Source organism: Frondihabitans australicus (assembly GCF_003634555.1).
Classification (GTDB): domain Bacteria; phylum Actinomycetota; class Actinomycetes; order Actinomycetales; family Microbacteriaceae; genus Frondihabitans; species Frondihabitans australicus.
On sequence record NZ_RBKS01000001.1, the window covers coordinates 1694012 to 1710315 of the forward strand.

At 71.2% G+C, this 16304-nt stretch carries 17 protein-coding genes; 1 reads left to right on the forward strand and 16 read right to left on the reverse strand.

Annotated features, from left to right (window positions below):
• Positions 1-2: 2 nt before the first annotated feature.
• The 11 genes from argF to infC all read right to left on the reverse strand — a co-directional run bounded on the left by argF (position 3) and on the right by infC (position 11205).
• Positions 3-929 (reverse strand): ornithine carbamoyltransferase, encoded by a 927-nt coding sequence (gene argF / locus C8E83_RS07820; protein ID WP_121369203.1) that lies wholly within the window; start codon positions 927-929, stop codon positions 3-5.
• The gene (locus C8E83_RS07825) at positions 926-2131 is read right to left on the reverse strand and encodes an acetylornithine transaminase (protein WP_121369204.1); all 1206 of its coding nucleotides are present in this window, start codon (positions 2129-2131) and stop codon (positions 926-928) included. Before C8E83_RS07825 ends, argF begins: the two co-directional genes overlap by 4 nt.
• Positions 2128-3075, reverse strand: a complete 948-nt coding sequence (gene argB, locus C8E83_RS07830; protein WP_121369205.1) for an acetylglutamate kinase — start codon at positions 3073-3075, stop codon at positions 2128-2130. Before argB ends, C8E83_RS07825 begins: the two co-directional genes overlap by 4 nt.
• A gap of 7 nt (positions 3076-3082) precedes the next feature.
• Positions 3083-4240 (reverse strand): bifunctional glutamate N-acetyltransferase/amino-acid acetyltransferase ArgJ, encoded by a 1158-nt coding sequence (gene argJ, locus C8E83_RS07835; protein ID WP_121369206.1) that lies wholly within the window; start codon positions 4238-4240, stop codon positions 3083-3085.
• Complete coding sequence (gene argC, locus C8E83_RS07840; protein ID WP_121369207.1) at positions 4237-5283, reverse strand: N-acetyl-gamma-glutamyl-phosphate reductase; 1047 nt, start codon at positions 5281-5283, stop codon at positions 4237-4239. The genes argJ and argC overlap by 4 nt, the downstream gene beginning before the upstream one ends.
• 64 nt (positions 5284-5347) lie before the next feature.
• Positions 5348-7864, reverse strand: coding sequence for a phenylalanine--tRNA ligase subunit beta (pheT, locus tag C8E83_RS07845; protein WP_121369208.1), 2517 nt, complete (start codon positions 7862-7864; stop codon positions 5348-5350).
• Positions 7864-8904 carry a phenylalanine--tRNA ligase subunit alpha gene (gene pheS / locus C8E83_RS07850; RefSeq protein WP_121369209.1) on the reverse strand — a complete coding sequence of 347 codons (1041 nt, stop codon included), beginning with the start codon at positions 8902-8904 and terminating at the stop codon, positions 7864-7866. Before pheS ends, pheT begins: the two co-directional genes overlap by 1 nt.
• A 91-nt stretch (positions 8905-8995) precedes the next feature.
• Positions 8996-9802: a TrmH family RNA methyltransferase gene (locus C8E83_RS07855; RefSeq protein WP_121371801.1), complete on the reverse strand. Its 807-nt coding sequence runs from the start codon at positions 9800-9802 to the stop codon at positions 8996-8998.
• A gap of 80 nt (positions 9803-9882) precedes the next feature.
• On the reverse strand, positions 9883-10272 hold the full coding sequence (gene rplT, locus C8E83_RS07860; RefSeq protein ID WP_121369210.1) for a 50S ribosomal protein L20: 390 nt from the start codon (positions 10270-10272) through the stop codon (positions 9883-9885).
• Between the two features lie 33 nt (positions 10273-10305).
• Positions 10306-10500, reverse strand: coding sequence for a 50S ribosomal protein L35 (rpmI, locus tag C8E83_RS07865; RefSeq protein WP_121369211.1), 195 nt, complete (start codon positions 10498-10500; stop codon positions 10306-10308).
• 63 nt (positions 10501-10563) lie between these two features.
• Positions 10564-11205, reverse strand: a complete 642-nt coding sequence (gene infC / locus C8E83_RS07870; RefSeq protein WP_121369212.1) for a translation initiation factor IF-3 — start codon at positions 11203-11205, stop codon at positions 10564-10566.
• Positions 11206-11446: 241 nt separating this feature from the next.
• Between infC and C8E83_RS07875 the strand changes: the two genes are divergently transcribed.
• The gene (locus C8E83_RS07875; protein ID WP_245981498.1) at positions 11447-11842 is read left to right on the forward strand and encodes a DUF1844 domain-containing protein; all 396 of its coding nucleotides are present in this window, start codon (positions 11447-11449) and stop codon (positions 11840-11842) included.
• Positions 11843-11906: 64 nt separating this feature from the next.
• Here C8E83_RS07875 and C8E83_RS07880 read toward each other — a convergent pair whose 3' ends face one another.
• The 5 genes from C8E83_RS07880 to C8E83_RS07900 form a co-directional block, all read right to left on the reverse strand.
• Entirely contained in the window at positions 11907-12716 is an 810-nt protein-coding gene (locus tag C8E83_RS07880; RefSeq protein WP_121369213.1) for an SseB family protein, read from the reverse strand.
• Complete coding sequence (gene priA / locus C8E83_RS07885) at positions 12716-13456, reverse strand: bifunctional 1-(5-phosphoribosyl)-5-((5-phosphoribosylamino)methylideneamino)imidazole-4-carboxamide isomerase/phosphoribosylanthranilate isomerase PriA (protein WP_121369214.1); 741 nt, start codon at positions 13454-13456, stop codon at positions 12716-12718. Before priA ends, C8E83_RS07880 begins: the two co-directional genes overlap by 1 nt.
• Before the next feature lie 151 nt (positions 13457-13607).
• On the reverse strand, positions 13608-14249 hold the full coding sequence (gene hisH / locus C8E83_RS07890; RefSeq protein WP_121369215.1) for an imidazole glycerol phosphate synthase subunit HisH: 642 nt from the start codon (positions 14247-14249) through the stop codon (positions 13608-13610).
• Positions 14246-14899 (reverse strand): imidazoleglycerol-phosphate dehydratase HisB, encoded by a 654-nt coding sequence (gene hisB / locus C8E83_RS07895; protein ID WP_121369216.1) that lies wholly within the window; start codon positions 14897-14899, stop codon positions 14246-14248. Before hisB ends, hisH begins: the two co-directional genes overlap by 4 nt.
• The gene (locus C8E83_RS07900; protein WP_121369217.1) at positions 14896-15981 is read right to left on the reverse strand and encodes a histidinol-phosphate transaminase; all 1086 of its coding nucleotides are present in this window, start codon (positions 15979-15981) and stop codon (positions 14896-14898) included. The genes hisB and C8E83_RS07900 overlap by 4 nt, the downstream gene beginning before the upstream one ends.
• Positions 15982-16304: the final 323 nt, after the last annotated feature.

Genomic DNA, 16304 nt, shown 5'->3' on the forward strand with positions numbered 1-16304 from the left:
CGTCACCCCTCCTGTTCGAGGATCCAGGCGAGCAGCGCCTTCTGGGCGTGGAGGCGGTTCTCCGCTTCGTCCCAGATCACGCTGCGCGGGCCGTCGATGACGTCGGCCTCAACCTCGTACCCGCGGTCGGCGGGGAGGCAGTGGAGGAAGATCGCGTCGGACTTCGACTGGTCCATGAGGGCCTGGTCGACCTTGTACGACCCGAACGTCTCGACGCGGTACGCCTTCTCGCTCTCCTTGCCCATGGACACCCAGGTGTCGGTGACGACGACGTCCGCACCGCGCACCGCCTCGGCTGCGTCGGTGACGACGGTGATCGAGCCGCCGGTCTCGGCGGCGCGGGCCTGTGCGTCGCGGACGACCTCGGCATCGGGAGCGAACTCCGCCGGAGCGCCGATGCGGACGTGCATGCCCGCCGTGGCGCCGGCGAGGAGATACGACTGCGCCATGTTGCAGCGGCCATCGCCGACGAAGGCGACGGTCAGCCCGGCAAGCGTGCCCTTCTTCTCGCGGATCGTGAGGAGGTCGGCGAGGAGCTGGCACGGGTGGAAGTCGTCGCTCAGAGCGTTGATGACGGGCACCATGGCGCCGTGCGCCATCTCCTCCAGGCCCGCCTGGGCGTAGGTGCGCCAGACGATCGCCGCGACCTGCCGTTCGAGGACGCGCGCGGTGTCGCCCGGGGTCTCCTTGCCGCCGAGCTGGCTCGACGCGGTCTCGAGGATCAGCGGCTGGCCGCCGAGGTCGGCGATGCCGACCGCGAACGAGACGCGGGTGCGGGTGGACGACTTGTCGAAGATCACCGCCACCGTCTGGGGCCCGGCGAGGGGGCGCTCGCTCCAGCGGTCGGCCTTGAGCGCCTCGGCGCGGTCGAGGATCGCGGTCTGCTCGGCGGGGCTGAGGTCGTCGTCGCGGAGGAAGTGCCGGGTCATTCGAGACCTTTCAGAACGGAGGTGAGGGTCGACGTGAACTCCGCGATCTCGGCGTCGCCCACGATGAGCGGGGGCGCGATCCTGAGGCTCGAGTCGTTGGGCGCGTTGATGATGAGGCCGGCGTCGAGCGCCTTCGCGGAGATCTCTGCCGCGATGGGCTCGTCGAGGCCGACGCCGATGAGGAGGCCGCGGCCGCGGACCTCGACGATGTGCGACGAGCCCATGCCGGCGAGGGCGGCCCGGATCTCGTCGCCGCGCCGGGCTGCGTTCTCGATGAGGCCCGACGCCTCGATCTCGCCGAGGACCGCGTTGGCCGCCGTCGTGGCGAACGGGTTGCCGCCGAAGGTCGAGCCGTGCTGGCCCGCCTCGAACAGGTCGGACGCGTCGCCGAAGGTCACCAGGGCGCCGAGCGGTACTCCCCCGGCGATGCCCTTCGCCAGCGTGATCGCGTCGGGCTGCACGCCCAGCTGCTGGAAGGCGAACCAGGATCCGAGACGGCCCACGCCGGTCTGGATCTCGTCGAGCACCAGCAGAGCGCCGTGCTTCGTGGCCAGCTCGCGCGCCTTCTCGAGGAAGCCCTCGGGCAGGTCGAGCACGCCCGCCTCACCCTTGATCGGCTCGATGATGATGCCGGCGACGTGGTCGTCGAAGGCGTGCTCGAGGGCCTCGACGGAGGTCTCGATGTGCTCGACGCCGGCGACCATCGGCTCGAACGCCTCGCGCAGCGCGGGCTTGCCGGTCAGGGCGAGCGAACCCATGGTGCGGCCGTGGAACGCGCTCTGCAGGGCGAGGATGCGCGTCTTCTCGCCGTGCGCGCCGCGGTTGAGGCGGAGGAGCTTGAAGGCGGCCTCGTTCGCCTCGGCTCCTGAGTTGCCGTAGTAGACACGGCCCCGTGAACCGGCGCCGGTGATCCGCTTGAGTCGCTCGGCCAGCTCGACCTGCGACGGCGTGGCGAAGTAGTTCGACACGTGGATCAGCGTGGCCGCCTGCGTCGACAGCGCCTCGACGAGCACGGGGTGGGCGTGGCCGAGGGCGTTGACGGCGATGCCGGCGAGGAAGTCGAGGTACTTCTTGCCGTCGACATCCCAGACGTAGCAGCCGTCGCCGCGCTCGAGCATCACCTTGGGCGTCGAGAGGGACTTCATGATGGAGTCGCCGAAACGGCGCTGCCACGTGCCTTCGGTGGTCGGTGTGGTCGTCATGACTGTCCTTTCTTCTGCTCGGGTTGATGCGACGCGGGGGTGCGCCGGCTGTTGGGGATGACCTCGGTGCCCGCACCGCGCTGGGTGAAGATCTCGAGGAGGATCGAGTGCGGGATGCGGCCGTCGATGATGGTCGCCCCGCCGACGCCCGCGACGACGGCGTCGAGGCAGGCGGTCATCTTGGGGATCATGCCGCTCTCGAGGCTCGGCAGCATCTCGGTGAGCTCGTCCACCGAGATGAGCGCGACGAGCGAGTCGCGGTTGGGCCAGTCGGCGTAGAGGCCGGGCACGTCGGTCAGCATGATGAGCTTCGACGCCTGCAGCGCGATCGCGAGCGACGCGGCGGCCGCGTCGGCGTTCACGTTGAGAGCGGAGTCGGGGTCGGTGTCGTCGACGGCGATGGACGAGACCACCGGGATGCGACCTGCCTCGATCTCGGCCAGGACGCGCTCGGGATGCACCTGCGTGATGTCGCCCACATGGCCCAGGTCGAACCACTCGCCGTCGATCTCGACGCCGCGGACGTGCCCTTCGAAGAGCCGCTGGCCGTCGGTGCCGTCGCTGAAGACGCCGCGGGCGAGGTCGCCGTGCTCGTTCATCATGTCGACGATCTCGGCGTTCACCTCGCCGGCGAGCACGTCGCGCACGACCGAGATCGCCTCGGTCGTCGTCACGCGGTAGCCGCCGCGGAACTCGCTCTCGATGCCCGCGGCCTTGAGCGCGGCGGAGATCTGCGGCCCGCCGCCGTGCACGACGACCGGGTGCAGCCCCACCGTGCGGAGGTAGACCATGTCTTCGGCGAAGGCGCGCTTGAGGTCGTCGTTCACCATGGCGTTGCCGCCGAACTTCACGACGACGACGCGGTCGCGGTAGTTCAGCAGCCACGGAAGCGACTCGATGAGGGTGGCGGCCTTGACCGCCGCTATGGCCTGCTCGGTGTCCATGTCGTCCCTAGCTCGAGTACGCGCTGTTCTCGTGCACGTAGTCGTGCGTGAGATCGTTCGTGAGCACCGTGGCCGTCGCCGGGCCGGCGTGCAGGTCGAGCAGGATGTGAAGCGCCCTCGGGGTCATGTCGACCTCGTCGACGGGACGGTCGGGCGCCCCCTTCGCGCACAGCCTCACGCCGTTGAACGAGACGTCGACGTCGTACGGGTCGAACTCGGCGCTCGTCGTTCCGATCGCCGCGAGCACGCGGCCCCAGTTGGGGTCGTTGCCGAAGACGGCCGCCATGAGGAGGTTGCTGCGAGCCAGCGAGCGCCCGACCTCGACGGCCTCGTCTTCGCTCATGGCGTTGACGACCTCGATCGTGATGTCGTGCGAGGCGCCCTCTGCATCTTCCTGGAGCTGCCGGGCGAGGTCCGCGCAGAGAGCGGTGACCGCGGCCTCGAGCTCGTCGGCCGACGGAGAGACGCCCGACTCGCCGCTGGCCATGAGCAGCACCGTGTCGTTCGTCGACATGCAGCCGTCGGAGTCGAGTCGGTCGAAGGTCACGTGGGTAGCAGCTCGCAGGGCGGCGTCGAGCTGCGCAGGAGTCGCGTCGGCGTCGGTCGTGAGGACGACCAGCATCGTCGCGAGCCCCGGCGCGAGCATCCCCGCGCCCTTGGCCATGCCGCCGACCTTCCAGCCGGAACCCTCGACGACGGCCTGCTTGGGATGCGTGTCGGTGGTCATGATGGCCGACGCCGCGTCGAGGCCGCCGTCGGAGCTCAGGACGGTGGCAGACTCGGCCGCCCCGGACAGCACCTTGTCGCGGAAGCTCTGGTCGCCCACGCCGATGAGGCCCGTGGAGCACACGACGACGTCGCCTGCGCCGATGCCGACCTTCTCGGCCACGAGCTCGGCGGTCTGGTGCGTCGTCTGGAACCCGAACGCGCCGGTGAAGCAGTTGGCGCCGCCCGAGTTCAGCACGACCGCCTGGACGACGCCGTCGGCGACGACCTGCTGCGACCAGAGGACGGGGTTCGCCTTGGCGCGGTTGCTGGTGAACACGGCGGCCGCCGCGTGCGAGCGACCGCGGTTGACGACGAGGGCGACGTCTTTCGCGCCGGTCGACTTGAGGCCGGCGGCGACGCCCGCCGCCTCGAATCCTGCTGCAGCTGTGACGCTCACGGAGCGACTCCGTTCACGGTGAGGCCGAGGCCCTCGGCCAGGCCGAGGGCGATGTTGGCCGACTGCACGGCGGCACCCGCGGTGCCCTTGACGAGGTTGTCGAGCGCGCTGATGGCGACGAGACGGCCGGCGGCCCCGTCGACGGCGAGGCCGATGAGGCAGGTGTTGGCGCCGATCGTGTCGGCGACACGCGGGTACTCCCCCGCGGGCAGCACGTGCACGAACGTCTCGTCGCCGTACGCCAGGTCGTAGGCGCTGCGGAGGTCGGCCTCGGTGACGCCGGGCGCGAGCCGAGCGGTGGTCGTGGCGAGGATGCCGCGGGCCATCGGGACGAGGACGGGCGTGAACGAGAGCCGGACGCCGGTCCCGCCCGCGACGCGGAGGTTCTGAGCCGTCTCGGGCACGTGCCGGTGGGAGCCGCCGACGCCGTAGGCCGACGCCGAGCCCATCAGCTCGGAGGCCAGGAGGTGCGGCTTGAGCGACTTGCCGGCCCCGGACGGCCCGACGGAGAGGACCGCGACGATGTCGTCGACCTCCACCAGTCCCGAGGCGACGGCGGGGGCGAGCCCGAGCGTCATCGCCGTGACGTTGCAGCCGGGCACGGCGATCCGCTTCGTGCCCTCGATCTCGACGCGGTGCTTCGTCTTGTCGGCGTGGATCAGCTCGGGCATGCCGTAGGTCCAGGCGCCGTAGAACTCGCCGCCGTAGAACGCGGCCCAGTCGGCCTCGTCGGTCAGACGGTGATCGGCGCCGCAGTCGACGACGAGCGTCTCGGGCGGGAGCTGAGCGGTGATCTCGCCCGACTTGCCGTGCGGCAGGGCGAGGAAGACGACGTCGTGGCCCGCGAGGTTCTCGGGGGTCGTCTCGGCGAGAGTCAGGTGCGCGAGGGAGCGCAGGTGGGGCTGCGCCGCGATCAGCGGCTGCCCGGCGTTGGTGAACGCGGTGACGGTCGTCACCTCGAATTCCGGATGCGCCGACAGGAGCCTCAGGAGCTCACCACCGGCATACCCGCTGGCGCCTGCGACGGCGACGGTGAAAGGCATGCTTCTACCCTAATGTTCGGCTGGACGGGAACGGGGCGGCGGCGCTGCGCGGTCGATCTCTCGATCAGTCGCGGAGCGTCGCCCCGAATCGCTCGCCCGCAAGGCGCACGGCGCCCTGCTTGGCCTCGGACGCCTCGGCGGCCGTCAGGGTGCGGTCGGTGGCGCGGAAGCGCAGAGCGAAGGTCAGAGACTTCGCCCCGTCTTCGAGACCTGCGCCACGGTAGTCGTCCACGAGACGAGCATACTCGAGAAGCTCGCCCGCACCCTCCACCACCGTCTCGAGCACTTCGCCGGCCGGAGCGTCGGCACCGACGACGAGCGACAGGTCTTGCGTGGCGACCGGGTACGACGAGATCGGCGTCGGCTCGGGCTCGTGACGGCCGAGGGCCAGGAGCCGGTCGAGGTCGATCTCGGCGACCGCGACCACCCGAGGCAGGTCGAGCTCGGCGGCGAGGGCGGGCAGCAGCTCACCGGCGTAGCCGATCACCTCGTCGCCCACGAGCACGTCGGCCGTGCGGCCAGGGTGGAGCGACGGATGCGCGCTCTGACGGACGGTGATCTCGGCCGCGACCTCGAGCGCCGCGACGCGCAGGGCGTCGAGGACGTCGGCGAGGCCGACGGCGCGAGCCGGTTCGCCCGGCTGACGGTCGACGGTGAGGCCGAGGGCCAGGATCGCGAGCTTGCGCGGCTGCGCGGGCAGGCTCGCGTCGAGCGACGCCAGCACGTCGGCGATCGGCAGCTGAGCGCCGAGCGGGATTGTCTCAGTGCCGAGCGGCTCGTCGCCGCCGAGGAAGACCGAGCCGGTCTCGAACAGCGCGAGGTCGGTCAGGCCGCGCGAGAGGTTCCGCCGCGCGGTGTCGAGGAGGCCGGGGATCAGCGACATGCGCATCTGCGCCGCCTCGACGGCGAGCGGGTTCGCGAGCGTCACCGGTGTGGCGCCGAGAGGCGCGAACGCGGCGTTGCGCGTCGGCGACACGAACGGGTAGGCGAACACCTCGACGAGGCCCGCCGAGGCGAGGCCGTTCGAGACGGAGCGTCGCAGCACCTGCTCGCGCGTCAGCCCGCGACCGGGAGGCGCGACCGGAAGCACGGACGGGATGCGGTCGTACCCCGTGATCCGCGCGACCTCTTCGACGAGGTCGGCGGCGTCGCGGAGGTCGCTCCGCCACGAGGGCGGCGTCACGTTCCAGCCGCCGTCGACGACCTCGAGGGTCGTGCCGATCGCGAGGAGAGCCTCTTCGACCTCCTCACGGGTGTACTCGACGCCGATGAGCCGCGCGGCGCGGTCGTCGGGGAGGAACACGGGAGCAGGAGCCGAGGCGGCGTCGTACGACGACCCCAGGTCGTCCGCCGTGCCACCGGCGAGCTCGACGAGCAGCTGCACCACCCGCTCGGCCGCGGCGGGCCCGACGCCCGGGTCGACGCCGCGCTCGAATCGGCGCGACGCCTCGCTCGGAAGCTTGTGGCGGCGTGCGGAGCGGGCGATCGAGATCGGATCGAACGTCGCGGCCTCGATCACGACGTCGGTCGTCGCGTCACTGACCTCGGTGCGCGCGTCGCCCATGACTCCGGCGATGCCGATCGGTCCGTCGTCGTCGGTGATCAGGAGGTCTTCGGGGTCGAGGGCGCGGCTCTGGTGGTCGAGCGTCGTGATGCGCTCACCCGCGCGGGCGCGACGCACGGTGATGCCGCCGGCGACGGTCGCGAGGTCGTACGCGTGCGTCGGCTGGCCGGTCTCGAGCATGACGTAGTTGGTGATGTCGACGGGGAGCGAGACCGAGCGCATCCCCGCGAGGCGCAGGCGCGACTGCATGTGCGCAGGAGTCGGTCGGGTCGCGTCGATGCCACGGACGACAGCCGTCGTGAAGGTCGACACGCCGTCGCGCCCGCGGATCGGGGCGTCGTCCGCGATCGTCACCGGGAAGCCGTCGCGAGCGACGGGCGTGACGGACGCTGCCGGGTCGCGGAAGGCCGCGCCCGTCGCGTGCGAGTACTCGCGGGCCACGCCGCGGATGCTGAACGCGTAGCCGCGGTCGGGCGTGACGTTGATCTCGACCGCCGCGTCGTCGAGGCCGAGGAGCGCGACGGCGTCGGAGCCCACGGGGGCGTCGTCGAGGCCGAGTGACTTCAGCAGGAGGATGCCCTCGTGCTCGTCGCCGAGCCCGAGTTCGCGCGTGGAGGCCATCATGCCGTCGGAGACGTGACCGTAGGTCTTCCGGGCAGCGATCGGGAACGGCCCGGGCAGCACAGCGCCGGGCAGCGTCACGACGACCTTGTCGCCGACGGCGAAGTTGTGCGCGCCGCACACGATGCCGCGGACGTCGTCGTCGAGGGTCGGGACCGAGTCGTCGACGGCGGTGGGGCCGACGGCGACCTGACACCAGTTGATCGTCTTGCCGTTCTTCTGCGGCTCCGGCGTGAACGCGAGCACCTGACCGACGACGATCGGACCGGTGACGCCGGACGTGTGGACGTCCTCCTCCTCGAAGCCGACGCTCACGAGCGCCGCATGGACGTGCTCGAGCGTGACGTCGTCGGGGAGGTCGACCCACTCGCCGAGCCAACTGAGAGGAACCCGCATCAGACCACCATTCCGAACTGCTCGCTGAACCGCACGTCGCCCTCGACCATGTCGCGCATGTCGTTGAGGTCGTTGCGGAACTGGAGGGTGCGCTCGACGCCCATGCCGAAGGCGAAGCCCTGGTACTCGTCGGGGTCGATGCCGGCCGACCGAAGCACGTTGGGGTTGACCATGCCGCAGCCGCCCCACTCGACCCACCGCGCGCCGCCCTTGGCGTTCGGCTGCCAGACGTCCATCTCGGCGCTCGGCTCGGTGAAGGGGAAGAAGTTCGGGCGCAGGCGGATCTGCGCCTCGGCGCCGAACATCTGGCGCGCGAGGTGCTCGAGCGTGCCGCGCAGGTGCGCCATCGTCAGGCCTCGGTCGATCGCGATCGCCTCGATCTGCGTGAACACCGGGGTGTGCGTCGCGTCGAGCTCGTCGGTGCGGTACACGCGGCCCGTGGCCACGTTGTAGACCGGCAGGCCCTTCGCCAGCAGCGTGCGGATCTGGATCGGCGACGTGTGCGTGCGGAGCAGGAGGTGACGGTCGACCGGCTCGACGAAGAAGGTGTCCTGCATCGCGCGGGCCGGGTGGTCGGCGTCGAAGTTGAGGGCGTCGAAGTTGAACCACTCGTGCTCGAGCTCGGGGCCCTCGGAGACCTCCCACCCCATGCCGATGAAGATGTCGGCCATCTTCTCCTGCAGGAGGCTGAGCGGGTGCCGGGCGCCGAGGCGACGGCGGGTCGGCAGGGCAGTGACGTCGAGGCGCTCGTCGTCGAGCCGGGCGGCCTCTTCGGCGGCGGCGAGCTCCCCCTCGCGGGCGGCGACGGCCTGGTTGACGCGGCCTCGGCTGGCGCCCATGAGCTTGCCGGCGGACGCCTTCTGGTCGTTCGGCAGATCGCGGAGCCCCGCGTTCATGCGGGCGAGGGTCGAGGCCTCGCCGGTGTGGGCGCTGCGCGCCGCCTTGAGCTCGGCGACGGTCGACGCGGCGGCGACGGCCGAGAGAGCCTCGGCGACGGCGGCCTCGACCGCGTCTTCGGTGATGGCTGGCGTGTCTGACACGGTAGACAAGCCTACCGGGCCGAGGGGTGCCGGCCGGGACGCCTGTGGAGAGGCGGGTGCCTCGGCTCCTGCGCCCTGGAGAGCGCCCTGGCTAGGCGCGCTGCGCGAAGGCGGACTCGTACAGGCAGACCGAGGCGGCCGTCGCGAGGTTCATGCTCTCGGCGTGCCCGTAGATCGGCACGACGACGGCGCGATCGGCGAGGGCGAGGTTCTCGTCGGTGAGACCGCGCGCCTCGTTGCCGAAGAGCCAGGCGGTCGGCGCGCTCAGGATTCCCTCGCGCCTCGCCTCGAGCAGGTCGCCGCCTTTGACGTCGGCGGCGAGCACCTGCACGCCCGCCTCGGAGCAGCGCCGGAGGACGGAGGGCAGGTCGACGCCGACCGCCACGGGGACGTGGAACAGCGAGCCCGTCGTGGCTCGGACGACCTTGGGGTTGTAGAGGTCGACGCTGCGGCCGGTCATGATGACGGCGTCGGCGCCGGCGGAGTCGGCGGCGCGGATGATCGTGCCGGCGTTGCCCGGGTCGCGAACCTCCTCGAGGATCGCGAGGAGTCGCGGCGCGGGGTCGGCGGCGAAGATGTCTTTCACGCTCGTGGGGAACTGGCGGCAGACGGCGACGAGACCCTGCGGGGTGACCGTGTCGGCCATGGCCTGCAGGACGTCCTCCGAGACGAACTCGATGTCGACTCCGGCGTCGACGGAGGCCTGCGCGAGCTCGGTGTAGCGCTCGAGGGCGGTCGGCGTGGCGAAGAGCTCGACGAGCAGCTCGGGGCGGAAGGCCAGCGCCTCGGCGACCGCCTGCGGGCCCTCCAACAGAAAGAGCCCGGTCTGCGACCGGGCGTCTCTCTTGGCCAGCTTGGCCACCGCGCGCACGCGGGGCGAGCGCGGGTTGTCGATCATCTGGTTGCGGGGCACGGCACCACACTACGAGAAGAGGGGGCCGCACCCGCGCAACACAGCGGGTGATCGGGGGTGCGTCGTTACGCGGCGTCGACCTTGGGGGCCGAGGTGTCGGCCGGGAGGGCCGCCTTGGCTGTGGCGACGAGGCCGGCGAACGTGGCGGGCTCGTTGACCGCGAGGTCGGCGAGCAGACGGCGGTCGACCTCGACGCCGGCCAGGGCGAGGCCCTGGATCAGGCGGTTGTAGGTGAGGCCGTTCGCACGCGACGCGGCGTTGATGCGCTGGATCCAGAGGCGACGGAATTCGCCCTTCTTCGCGCGGCGGTCGCGGTACGAGTAGACGAGCGAGTGAGTGACCTGCTCCTTGGCCTTGCGGTACAGGCGCGAACGCTGGCCGCGGTAACCCTCGGCGCGCTCGAGAACGACGCGACGCTTCTTGGCGGCGTTGACCGCCCTCTTGACTCTTGCCATTTTTCTAGTTCCTTACGATTCGTGGCGGTCGGCTCAGCGACCGAGAAGCTTCTTGATGACCTTGGCGTCGGCCGGAGCCAGCACCTGGTCCTGGTTCAGGCGGGCCTTGCGCTTGGCGGCCTTGACCTCGAGGTTGTGGCGCATGCCGGCCTGCTGCTTCATGAGCTTGCCGGAACCGGTGACCTTGAACCGCTTCTTGGAACCGGAGTGGGTCTTCATCTTGGGCATAGTCGTTACTTTCTTCTCGGACCCCGCCGGCGGGCGGAGCCTGGTCGCGCGAGGCGTGGCCGATTACTCGGCGGCGGCCTCGGTGGATGTCGCCTCGGCGGCCGGGGCCTCCGGGGTGGGGGTTTCTGCGGGCTGGGGGTGCCTGGAGGCGCGGTTCGCGGCGCGTCGTGCCTCCTGCTCGGCCTTCGCCTCGGCCTTGTTCTTCAGCGGGCCGATGACCATGACCATGTTGCGGCCGTCGATCGTGGGGTTGTTCTCGACCGTGCCCCACTCGGCGACGTCCTCGGCGAAGCGCTGGAGCAGGCGCACGCCCTGCTCGGGGCGCGACTGCTCGCGGCCGCGGAACAGGATCATCGCCTTGACCTTGTCGCCGGACTGGAGGAAGCCCTCGGCGCGCTTGAGCTTGGTCTCGTAGTCGTGCTTGTCGATCTTCAGACGGAAACGGACCTCCTTGAGGATCGTGTTCGCCTGGTTGCGCCGGGCCTCCTTGGCCTTCTGCGCGGCCTCGTACTTGAACTTGCCGTAGTCCATGATCTTCGCCACGGGCGGCTTCGAGTTCGGTGCCACCTCGACCAGATCCAGGTCTGCCTCCTGCGCGAGACGCAGGGCCATGGCGATGGGGACGACGCCCACCTGCTCGCCGGCAGGGCCGACGAGTCGGACCTCGGGGACTCGGATGCGGTCGTTGGTACGCGGATCGCTGATGCGGAACTCCTCTGATGTGTGTCAACGCTCGGCGGTTGGTCGAGCGGGCTGGAGAGGAGTTTCTCGCACGGGCGCAAGCGCTCGCACACACCCTTGCGGCTACCGGCCTCTCGACGTGAAGACGACGAGGTCGGCGGGGTGGAACGACCCGGTAACCTGAGGTTGCGGGTGGGAGCGAAGCTCCTCTTCGAATGGGCACACGTGCCCATAGCCGTAGAAGACGATAGCAGAAAGCGCGACGATGAGCGAGACCACCCCCACCGGCGACCACGAGACGGTCGGCGACGACTTCGACGCAGCCGACGACTTCGACGCGATCGGCGCCGAGCGCGACATCGCCGAGGTCCCCGCGGTCGAGATCATCAACACGGTCGCCGTTCACCTGCTGAGTGCGAGCGCCGTCAAGGTCGGCCTCGCCGACTCCCCCGAGACTCAGCTCGACCTCGATGAGGCGCGCAAGCTCATCACGGCCCTCGCCGGCCTCGTCACAGCCGCGGCCCCCGAGGTCGGCGACATCCACGCCCGTGCGCTCCGCGACGGGCTCCGCACGGTTCAGCTCGCGTTCCGCGAGGCCTCGCCCATTCCCGACGCCGTCGGCCAGGGCCCGGGCGAGAAGTTCACCGGGCCGGTCAACTAGGCCCTCGTTTCCCCGCCTCGGGGCGATCAGGGCGCAGGATCGAGCCGACGCCCGACCGCCGACGTCACTCGGCCGCGACGACCTTCACCGCGAGAGAGTCGACACGATCGCGGATCACGTCGCTGGCCGCCCAGTTCGCCTGCACCCGCCCCAGGAGCGCAGACAGCGCCTCGCGATCGAGTCCCGGCCGCAGGGCCAGGCGGACGACGACCTCGGGGCCGTCGAGACGCGCGCTCGCGGACGACGCGGCCACGGTGACGGAGGCGACGGCCGCCTCGGCTCCTGCGCCCTCGAGGAACGCCTCGCCGACCTCGTCGTCGGCGTAGGCGGGCACCCAGGGCAGGTCTTGCGCGAGCGCCCAGAGGGCGGGGCGGCGGAGGCCGAACTCGGTGGCGGAGGCGGGGTCCAGCACCATGAGCTGGGTGCCCTCCCCGGCCGCGGCGACCGCCACCCGGCGGGACTCGGCGGGGACGGGGCGCGCCTGAGGGTCCCAGGCGCGGAGGGTGTCGACCGACGTGAAGGCGGGGAGCACGGCGCGGCCGTCGGGGCCCTGGACGGTGACGATCGCGAGCTCCTGCGTCTTGTCGACGGTGACGCCGTGCTCGTTCACGCCCTCGTCGCCCGCATGAGCCAGCAGAGGGATGAGGAGGCGTGCCCCGCGCAGCGCGTCGACGACGGCGGCCTCGCCGACCTCGCCTGCGGAGAACGCGCGCAGAGCGGTGAGGAGCGCGGGGTCGGCCGAGCCGTCGTCGCCGGCGTAGGCGGTGTCGTGCGCCTGGAAGGTGCGGCCGGCCCAGGGTCGGCCGGCGGAGTCGACGGCGGGGTGGCCGTGCGGGTCTGCGTCGTGCAGGTCTGCGCCGTGCTCGTCGGACATCAGCGCCCGGCGACCTCGAGCGCCTGGGCGAGCGTGAACGCGCCCGAGTACAGGGCCTTGCCGACGATCGCGCCCTCGATGCCCTGCGGCACCAGCGCGCGGAGGGCGACCAGGTCGTCGAGGCTCGAGATGCCGCCGGAGGCCACGACCGGCTTGTCGGTCTTCGCCGCCACCCGCGTGAGGAGGTCGACGTTCGGGCCCTGCAGAGTGCCGTCCTTCGTGACGTCGGTGACGACGTAGCGCGAGCAGCCGGCGTCCTCGAGGCGGGCGAGGACCTCCCAGAGGTCGCCACCCTCTTTCGTCCAACCTCGGGCGGCGAGCGTCGTGCCGCGGACATCGAGGCCGACGGCGACCCGGTCGCCGTGCTGCGCGATGGCCGACGCCGCCCACTCGGGGTTCTCGAGAGCTGCGGTGCCGAGGTTGATCCGGCGGACACCCGCGTCAAGCGCTTCGGCCAGGGACGCGTCGTCGCGGATCCCGCCGGAGAGCTCGATGTGCAGGCCGGTGACCTGCTCGATGACGCTGCGGATGATCGCGCGGTTGCTGCCCCGACCGAAGGCGGCGTCGAGGTCGACCAGGTGCAGCCACTCGGCGCCCTGCGACTGCCAGTCGAGCGCCGCCTCGACCGGGTCGCCGTAGTCGGACTCGGTGCCGGCCTCCCCCTGCGTGAGGCGGACGGCCTTGCCGCCCGCGACATCGACGGCGGGCAGCAGGATCAGGGGCGGTGCGATGTCAGGCATGGTGCTCTCGGCGTCTCGGGGTGCGGGTCGGCTGCGGGTCGGCGCCGACGGGTCAGTGTCGGTTTCGATGGGTCAGTGTCGGTTCCGGCGGGTCAGTGTCGGTTCCGGCGGGTCAGTGTCGGTTCCGGCGGGTCAGTGTCGGCTCCGGTGGTCACAGGGTCTGCAGCCAGTTCGACAGCAGGCGGATGCCCGGCTGCCCGGACTTCTCGGGGTGGAACTGCGTCGCCCAGAGCGGACCGTTCTCGACGGCCGCGATGAAGGGGCCACCGTGGTCGGCCCACGTCACCTTCGGCGCCGCACGGCGGCCATCGGGCTCGATCGACCAGGTCTGGGCGGCGTACGAGTGGACGAAGTAGAAGCGCTCGTCGGCGACCCCGGCGAACAGCTGGCTGTCGTCAGGCGCGTCGACCGTGTTCCAGCCCATGTGCGGAAGGACGTCGGCCTTCAGCTCGTCGACGGTGCCGGGCCACTCCCCCAGCCCCTCGACGTCCGAGCCTCGCTCGACCCCGCGGTCGAACATCACCTGCATGCCGACGCAGATGCCGAGCACCGGTCGGCCGCCCGCGAGACGGCGTTCGATCTTCTCGGCGCCGCGCACGGCCTCGAGCTGAGCCATGACCGCGCTGAAGGCACCGACGCCGGGGACGAGGAGGCCGTCTGCCGCGGCGACCTTCTGCGGGTCGGCGGTGAGCTCCACCTCGGCTCCTGCGCTCTCGAGGGCCTTGAGCGCCGAGTGGACGTTGCCGGACCCGTAGTCGAGCACGACGACGTTCGGGCGGGCGCCAGAGGTCACAGGGCGCCCTTGGTCGACGGGATGCCGGTCACGCGCGGGTCGGGCTCGACGGCGGCCCGGAGCGCACGGGCGAACGCCTTGAACTCGGCCTCGGCGATGTGGTGCGGGTCGCGGCCGCCCTGCACCGTCACGTGCACGGTGAGTCCTGCGTGGAACGTGATCGCCTCGAAGACGTGGCGCACCATCGACCCGGTGAAGTGGCCGCCGATCAGGTGGAACTCGAAGCCCTCGGGCTCGCCGGAGTGAACGAGGTACGGACGCCCCGACACGTCGACGACGGCCTGGACCAGCGCCTCGTCGAGCGGCACGAGAGCGTCGCCGTAGCGGCGGATGCCGGCCTTGTCGCCGAGGGCCTGCCTCAGCGCGGTGCCGAACGCGATGCCGATGTCTTCGACGGTGTGGTGGACGTCGATGTGGGTGTCGCCGGACGCCTTGACGGTGAGGTCGATGAGCGAGTGCTTCGACAGCGCCGTGAGGAGGTGGTCGTAGAACGGCACCGACGACTCGATCGACGACGCGCCCGTGCCGTCGAGGTTGATGCTCAGCTCGATCGACGACTCGCTCGTGGTGCGCGAGACGGAGGCGGTGCGGTGGGCGGCGGCGCCGGGCCCGGTGCTCGTCGCGGGCAGGACGGTGCTCTGGTCGCTCATGCTCCGAGCCTAATGTCACGCATGGCGTCGAGGAACGCGGTGGTCTCGGCCTCGGTGCCGGCGCTCACTCGCAGGTGGCCCGGGATCGACAGGTCGCGCACGATGATGCCCCGCTCGAGCAGCTTCTCGAAGACGCCGTGCGGGTCGTCGACACCGCCGAAGAGCACGAAGTTCGACCACGTCTCGTAGGGCTCGTACCCGAGCTCGGTGAGCGTCGTCACGATGCGGTCGCGCTGCGCCTTGATGTCGTCGACCATCGCCAGCATCTCGGGTGCGTGTCGGAGAGCGGCCACAGCGGCCGCCTGCGTCAGCGACGAGAGGTGGTACGGCAAGCGCACGAGGCGGAGAGCATCGACGACGCCCGGGTCGGCGGCGAGGTAACCCACGCGCGCGCCGGCGAAGGCGAACGCCTTGCTCATCGTGCGCGACACCAGGAGCCGCGGGCGGCCCTCGAGCAGCGTCAGCGCCGTCGGCACGTGGCTCGGCATGAACTCGGCGTAGGCCTCGTCGACGAGAACGATGCCGCGCGCGGCGTCGTAGGCCGCCTCGATCGTCTCGATCGGCAGCGGTGTGCCGGTCGGGTTGTTCGGCCCGCAGAGGATCACGATGTCGGGGTCGGTGCGCTCGATCTCGCGGCGGACCGTCTCGGGCGAGATGCGGAAGCCCTCGTCGCGGGTGCCGTCGAGCCAGGTCGTGCCGGTGCCACTGGCGATGATCGTGTGCATCGAGTAGGTCGGCTGGAACCCGAGGATCGTGCGCCCCGGGCCGCCGAAGGCCTGCAGGATCTGCTGGATCACCTCGTTCGACCCGTTCGCCGCCCAGAGATTCGCGGCCGTCAGCCCGTGGTCGAGGTAGCCCGCGAGCGACTCGCGCAGCTCGGTGAACTCGCGGTCGGGGTAGCGATTGACCTGCAGGACCGCTCGGGCCACGGACTCGACGATGTCGTGCGCGACGTCTTCGGGGATCGGATGCGTGTTCTCGTTGACGTTGAGCGCCACGGGCACCTTGGCCTCGGGCGCGCCGTACGGCGAGCGACCGCGGAGGTCGTCGCGCAGGGGCAGGTCGTCGAGAGAAATCGCCACCCGTCCATTTTACGGGGGCGCAGGAGCCGGGTTACGCCCGCTCGGACCTCCGCCCGGCCCCTCCTCCCGTCGCCCGTCCCGCCGCGCCCGACGCAGCCCCGCCCCGCCGCCGCGCGCGGGGTAGCCGCAATTCGCGACCGAATCCGGCCCGACGCCACACCCGTTACCGCAGACATGGGCCACCGCCGGTGAACGTGTCGCGAAATTCGGCACGCACCTGGCGCCAGCGGCAAATGGCGACCGGATTGGGGCCACAGTCACACCCGTGACCGCCGACACGGGCCGCCGCCGGCGAAGTGGTCGCCAAATGCGGCACGGCACGG